Source organism: Cyanobacteriota bacterium (assembly GCA_027618255.1).
GTDB lineage: Bacteria > Cyanobacteriota > Vampirovibrionia > LMEP-6097 > LMEP-6097 > JABHOV01.
Genome location: JAQCFG010000003.1, coordinates 25,766 through 42,129, shown reverse-complemented (window position 1 = coordinate 42,129; position 16,364 = coordinate 25,766). Strand labels below are relative to the sequence as shown.

Annotated in this window: 14 protein-coding genes and 1 pseudogene; 9 read left to right on the top strand and 6 right to left on the bottom strand. The window is 39.6% G+C overall.

The window, feature by feature from the left end; genetic code table 11:
- Nucleotides 1–164: 164 nt before the first annotated feature.
- Nucleotides 165–1,745 carry a signal recognition particle receptor subunit alpha gene (locus O3C63_00830; GenBank protein ID MDA0771466.1) on the bottom strand — a complete coding sequence of 527 codons (1,581 nt, stop codon included), beginning with the start codon at nt 1,743–1,745 and terminating at the stop codon, nt 165–167.
- 113 nt (nt 1,746–1,858) lie between these two features.
- On the opposite strand from O3C63_00830, the gene O3C63_00825 reads away from it, so the two are divergent.
- Nucleotides 1,859–3,328, top strand: a complete 1,470-nt coding sequence (locus O3C63_00825) for a DUF4331 domain-containing protein (GenBank protein MDA0771465.1) — start codon at nt 1,859–1,861, stop codon at nt 3,326–3,328.
- Here O3C63_00825 and O3C63_00820 read toward each other — a convergent pair.
- The gene (locus tag O3C63_00820; protein MDA0771464.1) at nt 3,321–4,520 is read right to left on the bottom strand and encodes a HupE/UreJ family protein; all 1,200 of its coding nucleotides are present in this window, start codon (nt 4,518–4,520) and stop codon (nt 3,321–3,323) included. The two genes, O3C63_00825 and O3C63_00820, sit on opposite strands and share 8 nt — an antisense overlap.
- A complete protein-coding gene (locus tag O3C63_00815) occupies nt 4,513–5,298 on the bottom strand; it encodes a hypothetical protein (GenBank protein MDA0771463.1) in 786 nt (261 codons plus the stop codon). Before O3C63_00815 ends, O3C63_00820 begins: the two co-directional genes overlap by 8 nt.
- Nucleotides 5,299–5,386: 88 nt before the next feature.
- Between O3C63_00815 and O3C63_00810 the strand changes: the two genes are divergently transcribed.
- From O3C63_00810 to O3C63_00800, 3 genes are all read left to right on the top strand, one after another.
- Nucleotides 5,387–5,788 carry a hypothetical protein gene (locus O3C63_00810; GenBank protein MDA0771462.1) on the top strand — a complete coding sequence of 134 codons (402 nt, stop codon included), beginning with the start codon at nt 5,387–5,389 and terminating at the stop codon, nt 5,786–5,788.
- Between the two features lie 218 nt (nt 5,789–6,006).
- Nucleotides 6,007–7,962: an NADH-quinone oxidoreductase subunit L gene (gene nuoL, locus O3C63_00805; protein ID MDA0771461.1), complete on the top strand. Its 1,956-nt coding sequence runs from the start codon at nt 6,007–6,009 to the stop codon at nt 7,960–7,962.
- A gap of 120 nt (nt 7,963–8,082) precedes the next feature.
- Nucleotides 8,083–9,327, top strand: coding sequence for an aminotransferase class I/II-fold pyridoxal phosphate-dependent enzyme (locus tag O3C63_00800; GenBank protein ID MDA0771460.1), 1,245 nt, complete (start codon nt 8,083–8,085; stop codon nt 9,325–9,327).
- Here the strand turns inward: O3C63_00800 and O3C63_00795 are convergent.
- Complete coding sequence (locus tag O3C63_00795; protein ID MDA0771459.1) at nt 9,324–9,509, bottom strand: TatA/E family twin arginine-targeting protein translocase; 186 nt, start codon at nt 9,507–9,509, stop codon at nt 9,324–9,326. The genes O3C63_00800 and O3C63_00795 overlap by 4 nt on opposite strands.
- A 385-nt stretch (nt 9,510–9,894) precedes the next feature.
- Between O3C63_00795 and O3C63_00790 the strand changes: the two are divergent.
- Nucleotides 9,895–10,236: pseudogene (locus O3C63_00790) on the top strand (lytic transglycosylase domain-containing protein).
- A 280-nt stretch (nt 10,237–10,516) separates the two neighbouring features.
- Nucleotides 10,517–11,080 carry a peptidylprolyl isomerase gene (locus tag O3C63_00785; protein ID MDA0771458.1) on the top strand — a complete coding sequence of 188 codons (564 nt, stop codon included), beginning with the start codon at nt 10,517–10,519 and terminating at the stop codon, nt 11,078–11,080.
- Between the two features lie 97 nt (nt 11,081–11,177).
- Here the strand turns inward: O3C63_00785 and O3C63_00780 are convergent, their stop codons facing one another.
- Nucleotides 11,178–12,044, bottom strand: a complete 867-nt coding sequence (locus O3C63_00780; protein MDA0771457.1) for a hypothetical protein — start codon at nt 12,042–12,044, stop codon at nt 11,178–11,180.
- A 95-nt stretch (nt 12,045–12,139) separates the two neighbouring features.
- Here O3C63_00780 and O3C63_00775 point away from each other — a divergent pair, with 95 nt between their 5' ends.
- Complete coding sequence (locus O3C63_00775; protein ID MDA0771456.1) at nt 12,140–13,450, top strand: hemolysin family protein; 1,311 nt, start codon at nt 12,140–12,142, stop codon at nt 13,448–13,450.
- Here the strand turns inward: O3C63_00775 and O3C63_00770 are convergent.
- Nucleotides 13,437–14,471 (bottom strand): Fic family protein, encoded by a 1,035-nt coding sequence (locus O3C63_00770; protein ID MDA0771455.1) that lies wholly within the window; start codon nt 14,469–14,471, stop codon nt 13,437–13,439. The genes O3C63_00775 and O3C63_00770 overlap by 14 nt on opposite strands.
- A gap of 105 nt (nt 14,472–14,576) precedes the next feature.
- Here O3C63_00770 and O3C63_00765 point away from each other — a divergent pair, with 105 nt between their 5' ends.
- Both O3C63_00765 and O3C63_00760 read left to right on the top strand, forming a co-directional pair.
- Nucleotides 14,577–15,008 (top strand): MerC domain-containing protein, encoded by a 432-nt coding sequence (locus O3C63_00765; GenBank protein ID MDA0771454.1) that lies wholly within the window; start codon nt 14,577–14,579, stop codon nt 15,006–15,008.
- A gap of 276 nt (nt 15,009–15,284) precedes the next feature.
- Complete coding sequence (locus O3C63_00760) at nt 15,285–16,328, top strand: ribonucleotide-diphosphate reductase subunit beta (protein ID MDA0771453.1); 1,044 nt, start codon at nt 15,285–15,287, stop codon at nt 16,326–16,328.
- Nucleotides 16,329–16,364 lie beyond the last annotated feature (36 nt).

Genomic DNA, 16,364 nt, shown 5'->3' with positions numbered 1-16,364 from the left:
GCAGAACTTGACATTTTTCTAAAAGATTTTTAAGCCCAAACCCGAAGGGCTGCGTCGTAGCAACTTGCCGCGTCGTAGCGGAGCGTAGACGAGTGGACCTTATTTAAAGACTTCGGAGGGGGAATTTAGTTCCTCTCAAATGCAGGAAGTCTAATGAAATTGCCCTAGCTACTAAAACCCTTGATTCCAGGCTTAGTCCCTTTCTTCATTTTTACACCAGGATTCTTAGCTTTACCAGGCAACATTCCCTTGGCACGCATAGCTTTTTGCTGTTGCTTCGACATAGACGCAGTTGCCATTTGTCCCATCATTTGTTTTGGATCCATTTGCCCGCCACCTTGTTGCATCATAGACATCATTGGGCCAATTTTTTTGAAAGTCTGTGCCATTTGACCAAACTCTTTAATCAATTGATCTATGTCAGATTCTTTAAGACCAGAACCTCGAGTGATACGGGCACGGCGTGACTTTGCAGTAGTGTCAGTAGCAAGTAAATCAACTTGTTTGCGTTCTTGTTTGGTCATACTATTGATAGCAATTTTGAATTTAGTCATCTTAGTTTGAGTTTGATTAAGAACTGCTCCTTGATCAGCAGACTTGAGCCCAAATTGAGAGAGCATACCGCCCATTCCCATCATTTGGAAGATCTGTCCAAAATCTCCGAGCTTAGACATCATGTTTTGAAAACCAAGAAAAGTCTCATAATTAAAATTACCCTTCATTAACTCAGCTTCAAGTTTTTTGGATTCTTCTTCGTTTATTTGCTCTTCGGCACGTTCTACTAAACTGAGCACATCACCCATACCCAAGAGCCTAGAAGCCACTCTGTCAGGGTAAAAGACCTCTAGGTCCTCTAGTTTCTCGCCAGTTGAAGCGAGCTTAATTGGCTGCCCGGTTGCTTCAACAACAGAAAGCGCAGCACCGCCACGAGTATCAGCATCCATCTTAGTAAGAAGGATCCCAGTAACACCAATTTGAGTATGAAAACTGTCAGCGACATTGGCTGCTTCTTGTCCAATTAAAGAATCAATTACTAATAATTTGGAACTAGCTTTCACTTGTTTTTCAAGAAGCAAAAGTTCTGCCATCAAATCAGTATCAAGTTGCAAACGTCCAGCTGTATCAAAAATCAATACATCATTATTGTTGGCGGCGGCTTGTGCTGTGGCTAATTTGGATAAGTCAAGTGGGCTCTTGACTATATAGCCTTGCTCATCAGTTGTAATGATATTAAGGAAGTCAACATCAGCTTGCCCAGCTAGAATCTGCAATTGTCTTACAGCAGCTGGTCTTTGTAAATCGCAAGGAACCAACAAAGGATTCTTACCTTCTTTTTTGAGATTAAAAGCAAGTTTGGCTGCAGCAGTAGTTTTACCTGCGCCTTGAAGCCCCAAAAGTATAATTGATTGAACAGCTGAATCACTTGATAAACCTATTGTTTCTACCAAGGGAACCTTTTCTTGCTTATCGGATCTAACGTCTCCTCCTAGTCTTTCGACCAGTGCTTCATAAACTATTTTTATAAATTGTTCACCTGGCTTAACTCCACGCAAAACTTTTTCATTGAGAGCTTCTCTGCGAACTCTCGAAATAAATAATTTGACAGCCTTGAGTGAAACATCAGCTTCTAAGAGCTGGCGCCTAATTTCTTCAAGACTACTATCAATATTGGCTTCAGTGATTTTGTCCTGACCACGAAGTTTCTGTAATGTATCTTGCAAATTGCCTGAGAGAGAGTCAAACATAGCAATAAATAATAGCATTGCTACCTGAAAGTTACTGACGGCACTTTCAAGATAAATGGTATAGCAAACCAAATTCAGCAGGGAAATACCAACCTATGTTAATATTTTAAATAATGAATAAACTATTTTCTGTTGTACTAGCTCTCCTAATAATGATCGGGACGAATCTCTCCGTGATGGCTTCAAGTCACCGCGAGGCACCACAAATCACTCATAGCCCCAAAATAGACGGGACAGATCTCTACTTATTTAGAAGTTATGAAACCGGTCGTGATGGGTTTATCACGATCATTGCTAATTACGACCCACTACAAGATGCTTACGGTGGACCAAATTATTTTACACTCGACGAAAATGCTCTTTATGACATCAAAATCGACAACGATGGTGACGCAGTGGAAGACATCACTTTTCGTTTTGAGTTTACCAATGAACTAACCAACCAAGGCAAGGGTCAAGTACTAACTATCGATGACAAAGAAGTTTCAATCGCTCTTGCAAATATAGGTTCTTTCTCATCAACAGACGAAAGCAATCGCTCTAGACTTTCTACTTACACAATTGGACAAATCAAAGACAGAGCAGCTTACAAATATGGCACTACGTCAAACAAACCACGCAAAACTAAAGCAATCACTGGAACAAACTCGATCACCGAATTTTCAATACCAGAAGACAATATCGGCAACAAATCAGTAAGTGACTATGCAACTTATGCTGCAAGTTTTATTCACGACATCACAATCCCTGGCTGCGATACAGCCGGCAGAGTTTTTGTTGGACAACGCAAGGAAGGATTCCAAGTTAACTTAGGAGAAGTATTTGACCTTGTTAATCTCAACCCACTTGGTGCCGAAGATGGAGAAGCAAGTGACACCGCAGATAAAAACATCACTTCAATTGCTCTTGAAATACCAACGTCTTGCTTAACAGAAAGCGATGAGCAACCAATCATTGGCGCTTGGACTACAGCTAGCTTACCTGCTAGACAAATCCTCAAAAACAAACCAAGCTTCTTAAAAAATATAATTGGCTCTACAACAGACTACGTTCAAGCCTCTCGCCTGGGAGCTCCTTTAGTGAATGAGCTTGTAATCGGTCTCCCTGACAAAGATCTATTCAACAGTTCTCAACCAAAGGACGATGGTCAATTTGCAACCTATGTAACTAACCCAACAATACCTGCAATTCTTGAAGCCTTGTTTGGAGTAACTGCACCAACTCTCTTCCCTCGAACTGACTTAATTTCAATCTTCTTGACTGGTGTAACAGGCTTGAATGAAGTAGATGGAGTTACAGCTTCTGAGATGCTCAGACTCAATACTTCAACTGCTATTACAGCAAGTGGTTCACAAAACAAGCTCGGCGTAATCGCAGGTGACAATGCTGGTTATCCCAATGGTCGCAGACCTGGCGATGATGTCGTTGACATTACCCTAAGAGCCGCAATGGGTGTCTTGCTTGATATAGCAGACGCACCCTCAAAGGATCTTGCTTACACTGATGGTGCATTGAATGATGAAACTCAGTTTGATACTAGTTTTCCTTATTTGCTAGATCCACTACCTGGTTCGCCTAACTAAGCCTCTCCAAAAACCACCACATTGCCATCACAAAGATAGCAAGCGAACCAAATCTAAAAACAATCACCTGATAAAACCAAGTGTCTCTAAGCCAATAGGCAAGGGGTACAAAGCAAGCAACAATTGCAAGTTGTCCAATTTCCACTCCAAGATTGAAACTAAACAAAGAAACCAATAAAGCCTTCAAGGGCAAACCAAGGTCTTGAAGTGCCCCAGCAAAACCAAAGCCATGAATTAAACCAAAACAAAAAGGGAGAAGGGTAACGGGAAGAGAGAAAAGGGATCGAGGGACTAAATTCAATAAAGCGCTGAAGGCAACAGACAAAGCAATCAAAATTTCAACCAAACGAGAATTAACTTCAACAATCTCTAAAGCTGCCAGAGACAAAGTAATGGAATGTGCAATAGTAAAAGCGGTAACTATTTTTACGACAATCCAAAAAACAGATTTCAAAGTTACTTCTGTCTTCTTCCCTTTACCTGTAACGAATACAGCTGGCAATAAAAGCGCAAGTAAAAACAATATATGATCAAAACCAGTCCAGATATGCCATTTACCCTGATCTAAGAAATTGAAAATTTGATACTTGTAATCAACATTGCCTAGCTTCGCTTTAAAATGTCGCTGATCTTTAGTCAAGGCATAGCTTTGAACCTGACCATTATAATCCAAACTCACCAATGCTCTATGTTCTGGATCAGCATCAAACAGTAAATTATAATCGACACTGAGTTTATCAAGCTCAAGCCTGCATTTATAGTCAAACAATAAAACAGCATAGTTAAGCTCACTAAGTTTATCCACTAATAAATCAACTTGCTCTGATCTCTTACAATATGCTCCGATCCATTTCCTCAAGCCAGTCTCATGGTGATGAGCTGAAGACGAATGAACATGACTATGCGCATGATGATGAGCAGCTACTGATTCAGGCTTCAAAAAAGCCTCTAGTTTAATTTGTGAAAACAGATAGTCTCTAATCTTCTGTTCTTGATTTTTAAATTCAAATCCACTAATCTCAGAATCATTATCCAGATCCAAATCAATCAAATAATCTAAATCCCTAATTGCCACGTTCCATTCAATAGTTATTGCTTGACTAGCAGCTTGGATTTTCAAAAAACTTTCGCTTGGCTTATGTGCTTGCGCCGGTAGCACAAACAAAACTAGCAAGAAGATTAACCTAATCATGATTCACCCCTTGAGCCATTCTATATCGCAAAGCCAAACTCTCTACTTCTCGTATCTCTTCAAGCAAATCAATCACTGCTTGATTCTCGGCTTGATCCAAAAGAAAATCAGCATAGGACCCAAGCAAATAAATATCATGATCATTAATCGCAAGTGCTCGTTGATAATATTGCTCAGCCTCTTCATACTTTGCCAAGCGTGCCGCAACTTCAGCTACAATCGTAAGTGACCAAAGACTAGCTTGATCATCACCAAAACTTAAGGCTCGCAGATCTTCATAAGCCTCTACTGGATAGCCGTTGAGCGACTTGTTTAAAGCCAAACAAGTTGTTTCAAGACCACGATCTTTGAGCTGACGGCAATCGTCATCAGAGCGCGAATACTTGCCAAGCTCGGTATAAATTGCTGCTCGCATCAAAATTGCTTCTTGATAATTTGACTCAGCTAATAAAATCGCATCCAATAATTCCAAAGCTTCATTAAATCGATGTTGATATTGTTTAATATCAGCAAGTAGTAATTTAATACTCACTGGACTTTTTTTCTGCTTCTCCCATGGAGCTAATGTCGCAGTAGCGTAACTGTAATAACGAGGATCACCCTGGGCCTTGCCTAATGCAATATATTGTTTTGCAAGCAAATGAGCCAAATCAATATTGCTTGGATCCTGTTTCAAACTTGCATTAAGTTTTTTGAGTTTCTTTGAAGAATCAATCTTGGTTAATACTTCAGTATCAGCAGGTAAATATGGCTTAGCCTGGACAGACGCCAAACTCAAAAATAAAATCAACCCAAAGTACCTAAACAAAGTAATATTAAGTATAGTCTCTCGGATCAATTAAGGATATTTGTCGTCTCTTTTCTTAATGGCTACCTGTGTAGTCTATTTTGCTATGGTGCAATTTAATTACCCACATAATATCGATTTTCAAACCCAGGCTATCCCAAGCCTTGAACTAACGCAGCCAAATAAAACCAATCAAGCAAGCCTTTCCCATAACCAATCCAAGACCTTGTTTTGGTTTATTTTGGCTATTTTGCTATTGCTACCATTTTCAAAGAGTTTTTTCGTTAATTTTTTTGACTTAAGTCAAAATATCAAAAAAAATATAGAGCTAAGAGTCAAACGCAAAGAACTTATCCAAGACAATCAAAACCTCAATAACAAAATCAAAGAATTTCATTCATTTCTTGGTATGAAACGAACCATTAAAGAAGAGATCAAGGTTATTGAAGAGAACGAGATTTTGCTCAAAATCACACCCTAAACCCTATAGTCAGACTTTAGGCATTATGCTAAAACCATGAGCTAAACAACGCATATTATTGCTCATTTGATCTCAAAATCAGCCACGCAACACTATGTCAGTGGAACTCACTAATACTTTATGGCAAAAAAGATCTCAACACTAAATTAAGACTGGTAATCCAATCGCAATTCCGATTTACATACAAATCCCCCGAAATACTATAGAATAAACCCTGTATGAATAATATTGATAATGCTTGGTTAATAGCTATATATCCTCTTGTCGCTGCTGTGGCGATTATGTTTGTTACCCACAAAAGCCGCATAGTTTCCATGGGACTTTCGGTTGGCGCTGTTGCTTTGGGTTTAGTTCATTCCGTCATAGTTTTTCTTAATTTCCACGGGCACCATCCATATGAAATCAACTTCAATTGGATCAGTGCCGGCGATTTTCATCTAGAGCTTGGCTGCTTAATTGACCCACTAGCTATTGGCATGCTACTAACTGTCAACTTGGTAAGTTTGCTTGTACAAATCTATACTCACGGCTATATGGCTGAGGATGAGGGTTACACTAGATTTTATTCTTACCTCTCTTTATTTACCTTCTCGATGTTAGGCTTGGTTATTGCAACTAACTTGTTCCAGATGTATTTTTTCTGGGAGCTTGTTGGCGTTTGCTCATTCCTCTTAATTGGTTTCTGGTGGCACAAACCTACCGCAGCGCACGCTTGTAAGAAAGCTTTTGTCGTCAACAGAGTCGGTGATGCTGGCTTTTTACTTGGCTTATTAATGCTCTACAACTTCACCAAGGATTTCTGGACTAGTAATCAAGAACAAGCGACGCTTAGTTTTGGTAAATTAGCTGCTGCAACTCAATGGGCAATTGCTCACAATGAGCTTGCTGTTACTGGCATAGTTTCAGTTACTGCAATTGGCTTACTTATTTTTATGGGCGCAGCTGCAAAGTCAGCCCAGTTCCCGCTTCATATTTGGTTACCTGATGCGATGGAAGGTCCTACTCCTATTTCTGCTCTAATCCATGCTGCAACGATGGTTGCTGCTGGTGTTTATTTACTAGCTCGTATCTTTCCGATACTTGGGATCACTGGCTCAGAAGCATTGCCAGTCATTGCTTGGGTTGGTGGAATTACCGCGATCTTTGCAGCGACAATTGCTTTCTCGCAAAACGATATCAAAAAAGCTCTAGCTTATTCAACTTGCTCGCAGCTTGGCTACATGGTTCTAGCAGTTGGACTTGGTGCCCCGATCATTGCGATGTTTCATTTGATCACTCATGCAATGTTCAAGGCGATGTTGTTCTTAGGTTCTGGCTCAGTGATTATGGGCTGTCACCATGAGCAAGACATGAATGAGATGGGTGGCTTGCGCAAAGATATGCCAATAACTGCGATTACATTTTTGGTTGGAACCCTCTCTATTGCTGGCTTCCCGATGATGTCAGGTTTCTGGTCTAAAGACATGATCATCGCTAAAGCATTTGAAGTTAGCCCGGCTCTTTTCTGGATTGCCACTATCACTGCTGGCATGACTGCTTTTTATATGTTTAGAATTTACTTCAAAACATTTGAAGGTAAGTACCGTGGTCACGCGCATCCACACGAACAACCTCTTTGTGTAACAGGACCACTAATGGTTTTAGCTATCCCTTCAATTGGACTTGGGCTTTTGGGTTCACCTTTGATGGGTTATAAATTACAACACTACTTCGATCATCATTTCCATTCTCATATGGCACATGGTCAAAGCGGTTGGGAATTCTTCCTTCACGAACTAAGTCAGCCAATGGGTTACCTGCCGTTCTTGATGTTTATTTTTGGTACTATCGCTGCTTACCTTACCTATATGGCACAAACTAAAATCGGTGATAAAACAATCAACGAATGGTTCAAAACTCAATTCTCAATTATTTATCAAGGCTCACTCAACAAGTGGTATATCGATGAGATTTATAATTTCATCGTTGCGATCTTGATGGGCTTCTTTAGAATCACTTTCAAAGCCTTCGAGCGCTTCTTTATTGAAGGTATTTTTGTTGATGGACTTGCTTGGCGCGGCACTGAAGTGATTGGGGAAGTTCTCAAGACTCAACAATCAGGTAAGTTACAAAACTACGTCTTGATTATGGTTAGTGCAGTTGGTTTAATGCTTGCTTGGTTTATTCTTAGATAAATCCAGACAAGACTATCTCGTTTATGGAAAGACCAGTGTATTTTGTTAGGTTTGAGGATGTGGATCAGCTTGTGAATTTATTAAGCCCTCAAGAAGAATAACTTGATATACTAATCAGCAATGAAATCCCCTTACAACAAAATCCTGCCCTCCCTGAGACTTGTCGAAATGCCTTCATACGCCTTTGGGCAACTCGATGCGACCAAAGAAAAACTACTTAAAGAGGGCAAAGAAATCATTGATCTATCGCTCGGTTCACCAGATAGGGAAACTGATCCTAGAGTTTTGCAAGCACTGACTGATGGTATGGCAAAACCTCGCAATCAAAAATATCCGATCTTTACCGGGCTGCCAGCTTTTAAGAAAAAATGTGCTGCTCATTTCAAGCATAGATTTGGTGTGGATATAGATCCAGAGACTGGAATCCTGCCTCTCAATGGTTCCAAAGAAGGTATCGCACATATCGCTTTTGCTTATATGCAAGAGGGTTTGCTGACTATAATTCCGTCTCCTTATTACCCAGTGCATATGCGCGGAACTGTGCTTGCTGGCGGGCATGTACATGAGTTGCCGCTTAATGCAGAGAACAATTTTGTTGCTGACCTTGATGCAATCCCCGAAGATATTTTATTACGCGCGCGAATGATGATCTTGAGTCACCCAAATAATCCGACAGGATCTGTTGTCGACAAAGCCTATCTTGAAAAAGCTGTGGCTATTTGCAAAGACTACAACATACTACTTATTAATGATTTAGCTTACGCAGATATTTGGTTTGACGAGCCGGGCGATAAGCCTGGCGACAGACCAAAAAATAAGCCTCACTCTATTCTTGAAGTGCGAGGTGGAGCCGATATTGCAATTGAGTTTCATACCTTCTCTAAGGTCTACAATATGGCTGGAATGCGCCTGGGCTATGCCGTTGGTAACACTGATATCATCAACACTCTCTACAAACTCAAAACCAATATCGATTATGGTGTTTGCATGGGAATTCAAGAAGCAGGAATGGCTGCAATCGACCTGGGTGACGAGTATCGCGAGGAAGTGAGACTTGAGTATCAAAACCGCCGTGATTTTATTTATCAAGCGCTTTGTGATATGGGAGTCAAGGTCAACAAACCTGGTGGCGCGATGTATTTTTGGATGCCAATTCCAAAATCATATATAGATCAAAACAAAAATTCATTTGACTTTGCCGCAGACTTACTTGCAGAGACTGGTGTTGCTCTAGTACCTGGGCTTACTTTCGGTAAATTTGGCGAAGATTATGTGCGCATAGCAATGGTTCAACCAATGGACAAAATCAAAATTGCAATGGAAAGATTGGCTGGGTTTTTAAGCTCAACTAAGGTGAAATCTTAGTTCTTAGATTCTTCTACTTCAGCTTTAAACTCTTCAGTAGCTTCTGAAAGTCCTGATTTAAAACTCTTAAGACCTTTACCTAGATTTTTACCAAGCTCGGGTAGCTTTTTAGGGCCAAAAATAATTAGCGCTAATACTAGAATAACAATGAGTTCTGGAATGCCGATACCAAATGGGAGCATAGTTTCATCTTAGCATCAGCATGATAAGAGGGCAAAATAGTCCCAAAAGCCTATAGAGCCCAATCTTTTTGGGCTTTTCGGGCTAGGTAACTGAAGCTAGAACGTGGCTAAATTTCTATAGGTAGCTAAAATGTCGATAGATTTCATACAACAAAGACTGTCACAAATTGATAACTATCTAAATCAGATAGACAACAAATTTGCTGCCAAGTTTAAAGCAAATGACCCAGGCAAAACTATCGCTAGTGGTTTTGCAAATCTCTTACAAAGTAGTATCAACACTCAAGAAGTCAGAGCAACAGTCAAAGCGACTATTAAGCAAGATGATTTTTCTAAATTACCTAACAAGTTTGAAGACTATATAGATCAAGTCAGCAATGAAACTAGTCTACGTTATGGTGTTGAGCTACCGAGCAACTTAATCAAAAGCGTCATCAAACAAGAGTCTGGTTTCAACCCGAACGCCAAGAGCCATGCTGGTGCTGAAGGCTTGATGCAATTAATGCCAAGCACTGCTAAATCAGTTGGCGTCTACAACTCGATGAACCCTTATCAAAACCTCAAAGGCGGAGTAGAGTACCTAGCTCAGATGCTACAACGCTTTGATGGTAATTTACAAAAATCTCTTGCCGCCTACAACGCCGGGCCCCAAGCTGTCGAGAAGCACGGAGATATCCCTCCATACAAGGAAACTCAAAACTATGTCAAAAGCATCATGCGTGATTATTTAGCAAGAGAGGATTATCAGTCAGTTGATATGGTTGGTTAATTATGAGTCGTAGAAAGGAAGCAACTTGTCCATTGCCTCAGATAAGGTCTTTTTCAAGTTGAATCACACTAATATTAGGTATAAAAGCTAATATAAATAAGAACCTTGTCATATTATGTCGAATCTCAACAAATCTTAATCATAAAATCAAAAAGAAAACTTTTATATTGGGTAGATAATGTTGTAGACTAATATGGTCTTTAAAGATAATCAGTAAATACAAGGAGTATTTTTCAATATGAAACAAATCAAATTATTAGTAGCAGTATTGCTAGCAGTCTCAATAACTGCATGTTCAACAGCACCAAAAATCACAAGTGGTTCTGTAGTTAAAGTAGAGTACAAAGGTACACTCAAAGACGGTACAGTTTTTGATTCAACAGATGGTAAAGCACCGCTTAGTTTCCTTATGGGATCTGGTCAAGTGCTTCCTAAGTTCGAAGAAAATATCGCCAAGATTAGCACAGGCAAATCTTCCAAGTTCACACTTAAGGCTGAAGATGCTTATGGCGTTACTGATCCAGCTAAAATAGTCAAAATTCCTAGAGACGAAAGATTCAAAGGTGTTGACCTTAAAGAAGGCGTAGTTATATTTGCAAACAACAAACTTGCTAGTGGTGAGATCAAACAAACACCAATGAAAGTAGTTGGAGTTTCTGATACAGAAGTAACAATGGATTACAACCACCCATTAGCTGGTCAAGATCTAACTTTTGAAGTTAAAATCATTGACGTAACTGCACCGCAAAGTGCTGCTCCAGCTGCTGAAGAAACTCAAGAAGAAGCTCAAAGCGAAGCGTAAGTTACAGTCATCAATAGACCTGTACATCAAAACAAGTCTAATAGACATAAACTATCTAAAAGCCCACTCTTCGGAGTGGGCTTTTTTTTGACCAAATCTAGTTTTCTATATAATTAAGTGGGATCGATTCCAAATTCCCAATCCTGTCGTAAGCGAATCCAGGATCATTATTCACATCCACCTGCAATTCTTGTTCATTAGGAAAATCTTTAGTCAAGTTGCGGGCAAGCGCGTGCTCTTCAGCAAAAGTCTCAAGTGCAGGTGCGTCCATAATCATTTCTAATCTTGTACCAGATTCAATTCTCATATCGTCTTTGGTTATCATCTTAGTTGCTAGGTAAGCCCCCGTCAGCCCGCTACCTAAAATGAAGACATTGTCTAACATTCCTCCTATCCCGTAGCTGGCAAACGGTCTTACAAACTCAATAACACCATAACCTGTGGCAGCACTTGCAATACCTGCTGTGGCACCAAATATTTTTTTCTTGGTTTTATAAGTCATCTTGCTATCAGTCACAGGCGTGCTATTTCTTTGCAAAGCAACCTCCTTGACACTGGCTTTGATGTTTACAAAACGCCTATTCGTTCCTGAAGGAAGCGAGATAGTATCAAACTGGATTTCCAATTTAGGGTCTTTGCCCCAGTTGCCTGGTCCCTTGAATTCAGAAATATAACCATGCACAAAACTATTCGCTGGAATAATTACATAATCACCAACCAAAACATCCTCAGTCACTTGTGCTGTCACTTGATCACCTTCCTTGGTAAGTCTTGTATCAAGCGGGGTGTTTAAACTAATCGGTACTTGCATACCTTTAGGTAAATAATAGCCATCTTGATGAACGATCCCAGCTGAAAGCGTCTCTGGATTCAAGCCAGAAGTTCCTGTTTCAGCAGCCTTGGCCATTGAACTAGAGAGTAAAATAGAGATCATCACGACTAGCCTAATTAAAGAGAAATTCATATAATAGTTAATCGGCTTTAACTGGGATATCTCCATAGTCTAAATAGGGGAGGCTGCGAGCGACATTGGGCATTGGGTATAATATAAGCAGCACAATGCTAGAAAACCTATACTCAATACTACTAATTTTTGGATTAATACTTCTCAATGGTAGCTTTGTAGCAGCAGAATTTGCTATTGCCCGAGTTCGTAAAACTCACATAGATCAAATTGTCGAATCTGAAAACAATAGCTATTCACCAAGTCAAATCCAAGCAGCTAAGATTCTGCAAAAAATGATAGTCAATATCAATGACTATATCTCTGCTTGCCAAGTTGGTATTACTATTGCCAGTCTTTCTCTAGGTGCCGTTGCTGAAGCCAGAATAGAAAAATGGATCACCCCACTGATACACCAATTTGCTTTGCCGCTCGACGAGCATGTTGTATCAATTATTATTGCAATCTCCATTATCACTTTCTTCCATGTAATTCTTGGTGAGGTAGTTCCTAAAAACATCGCTATTATTAACGCTGAAGAAACCAGTCTCAACCTTGCCTATTTCCTGCGAGCACTTTATTGGCTATTTAAATTTCCAGTACATGTGCTCAACACTTGTGCCAACCTCGTTCTAAGACTTCTAGGCGTAGAGCTCAATTTCGATGACACAGCTCACTCTGAAGCTGAACTTAAAATGATACTCAGTTCTTCTCAAGCACAAGGGGTCTTGGAAGCAGAAGAAGAACAACTAATGCAAAATGTTTTTCACTTCAATGACACTATTGCTCGTGACGTCATGGTGCCACGCTCAGACTTGGTTTGCCTGAATGACAAACTCTCGATTGCTGAAGCTGCGCATGAAACCAACAAAACCACTTTCACACGCTTCCCGGTCTATCACGAAAAAATCGATAATATAGTTGGCTACATCAGCATCAAAGATATTCTCAAATCCTACGAAACTGGTAACACCGACAACAACATCAAATCTATTGCAAACGACGCACTCAAAGTTACTGACGGCATGTATCTTATTGATCTAATTAAAGTCATGCAGGAAAACAAAAAACCTGTTGCCATGTTAATTGATGAATTTGGTGGCGTAACTGGTTTAGTCACAATCGAAGATATCGTAGAAGAAATTTTTGGTGAGATCGACGACGAGGATGAAGAAGAAACATATGAAATTCAAGAACTTGCCAATGGTGATTATTTAATCGATGGTTTAACCAATCTTGAAGACATCAACGAGGCGCTAGGATCTCATTTCAAGTCAAGTCGCTTTGATACCATTGGCGGTTATATTTTTGGGCAGATTGGTACTGAACCAAAAATCGGCGATACAATTCAAATAGACGGCTACACTCTATGCGTTGAGCAGCATGGTAAAAATAGGGTTAGGGAAGTTAGGGTTAGTAAGATCTAACTTGATACCAAGTCCCACGCCCACGCCCATTGCGGCTAATAAACTCCTTCTCAACAAGAAGCTCTAAATCGAGACTCATGGTAGACCTTGGAATCTCAGTAAATTTAGCAACTAAATCCTTCATACGCAGAGTTTTTTGAGAAGCTATAAAATCTAAAATCTTTTGCTGCCTATCGTTTAATCCAATAGCCACCCATTGTTTAACGCCAATCACTTTCTTGGAATTATTTTTCAATCTTTCAATCGCTAGTTCAATACAATCCAAAAAGAAAATAATCCAAAGATCAATATCCTCCTCCTCACTATATCTATTTTTCTGTCCATGCATTAAGTATTGGTAATAGTATTTCTTACGCTCTTCGATGATCTTTTCAAGCGAAATATATTGCACAAAATTGTAACCAGCTCGCATCAAAAGTAAATTAGTCAAAATACATGAAAGTCTACCGTTACCCTCTTGAAAAGGATGAATAGAAAGAAACTCATAAATAAAAATTGCAACAATTACCAATTGGTGAAAATTAGTGTCTGAGAGCTTTTCATTAGTCCAAGCAACTAGCTCAGACATCTCCTTTGCTGTAAGATGTGGTTCAGTCGTATTAAAAATCACTTTTGAAGTCCCGTCTGGATATTTAACTACTACCTTATTAGTAAGATGCTTATAGTCTCCCTTCGGTCTAGTATCTTGTGAGCTGTACTTGAGCAAAATTCCATGCAACTGTTTTATAGATGATTCTCTTAAGGCAAATGTATCATAGCTCTCAAAAACCAAACTAAGCGCTTCGTAGTAACCAAGTACTTCTTCATCACTCAAACTAGAGCCTTCTATCCTGGTGGAAGAACCCACACTAGCAATGGTTGATAGCTGCTTTAGCTCTTTAAGTAAGTCAACTGGTTTCTTCGCTAAATCAGTTTGCCAGTGAAAATTAAAGGCTTCAATACGACAAATACGCTCTTGACTAAGAAGAACGGTTTCCTCATCAAATAAAATTTTTCGATCTAGATGTATATAATTAGACATAATTATATACAATTATACATATTTATCCACAAATTCGTCAAAAAACCACTTAATTTGCAAATATAAGTTATGTCATAATCTTTGCATTGATTAAAATCTAAAAAAATGTCCAAACACAAACTAATTGATAGAATCGGCATGAGCGCAAGTACACTCTGTGCTGTGCATTGCGCACTAACGCCTTTGTTAATTACCATCGCACCACTAGTTGGACTTGGCTTTTTGTTTGAAGAAAAGTTTGAAGCGATTTTCTTGATGGTCACCGTTGGACTTGCCTTCCTGAGCATCGCCTGGGGCTTTCTGAAAAAACATCGCAGCTTTGAACCGTTTTATTTATTACTACTGGGAGCCGCACTTTTCTTTCTCTCACACTACTTTGAGGCTAATCAAAATATTCAAAACATCATGCCTCATCCAATCTCTATGGGCCTTGGTGGGCTTTCAATTGCCATCTCCCATTTTATTAATCTAAGACTTTGCCATCACTATGACTGCAAAACTAGCTGCAGCAATCCTCTCCACAGTCAAGAGCACTAAAGCATTAAACTCTTTTAATGACTGCAGTCTCGGGAACAAAGCACAGAGCCCAACAGGCATAGAGCAGATTCTTCGCCAATATTAGATTTTTATCACTGACTTACCCCTTGAATTCAAGATCAAAAGGCCCTATATTTAATAGACCCTCTAGCCAAGGAAAAAGAAGCTGCTAGAGAAACCCTAGATCCAGTGTTCAATTAAAGAATTTTAAGTATCGAAACACTATATCCGGGATCTAAAGAAAACCTTAAGCGTCTTAAAAACTAAAGAATAAATATGAGCCCACAAACACAAGTACTAATAGATGATTTCGAAACAGAAACAAAAGAAACTGTTGAAGTTGAAGAAAACCGCGTATATGAAAGCAGTGAAACCACTGGTCTATTAACCTTGCGAGATTACTATAAGCCCTTTGAATATCCACAATGCTTTGAGTACTTCAAACTACAACAACAAGCGCACTGGCTGCCAACTGAGGTGCCGATGGCTGATGATATCGTTGACTTCAAAACTAAACTAACGGCTCAAGAATCCAACTTGATTATCCAAGTCTTGCGCTTCTTCACTCAAGGTGACTTGGAAGTACAAAACAACTATAACCAACAACTCGTTCACGTTTTTCCAAAACCAGAAATCACCATGATGCTTACTAGTTTTGCGGCCATGGAAACTATCCACGTTTGGGCTTATTCTCACTTGAATGACACTCTTGGCTTGCCAGAAGTTGAATACAAAGCCTTCCGTGAATACGAGGCCATGAAAAACAAGTACGAATACCTACAAAACTTTTCAATCAAAAACGATCAAGACATCGCACGCAACCTCGCTATCTTTGGTGGCTTTATGGAAGGAGTTAGCCTCTTTGCAAGTTTTGCTATTCTAATGAACTTCCCGCGTCGCGGTCTGCTCAAAAATGTAGGGCAAATTATCACTTGGTCAATTCGTGATGAGTCGCTTCATTCTGAAGGTATCTGTAGTCTTTTTAGAGAATTTATCAAAGAGAAACCAGAACTTTGGACTGAAGACTTTAGACAAGAGCTTTATAAAGCCTGCGATGAAATGGTTTTACTTGAAGACAACTTTATTGATACTTGTTTTGCACTAGGAGCAGTAGAAGGACTCTGTCCAAATGACGTCAAACTCTATATTAGATATGTTGCCAATAAACGCCTCGGCGATTTAAATCTTGAAGCAATTTATGATGTCAAAGAAAACCCTCTACCTTGGCTCAACCTCATGGTCAATGGCAAAGAGCATGCTAATTTCTTTGAGACGAGAGCGACTGAGTATGCCAAAGGCGCAATTATCGACGACTGGTAGTTTACCGCGGTCCTGTGTTTCAATTACAAGGAGGAG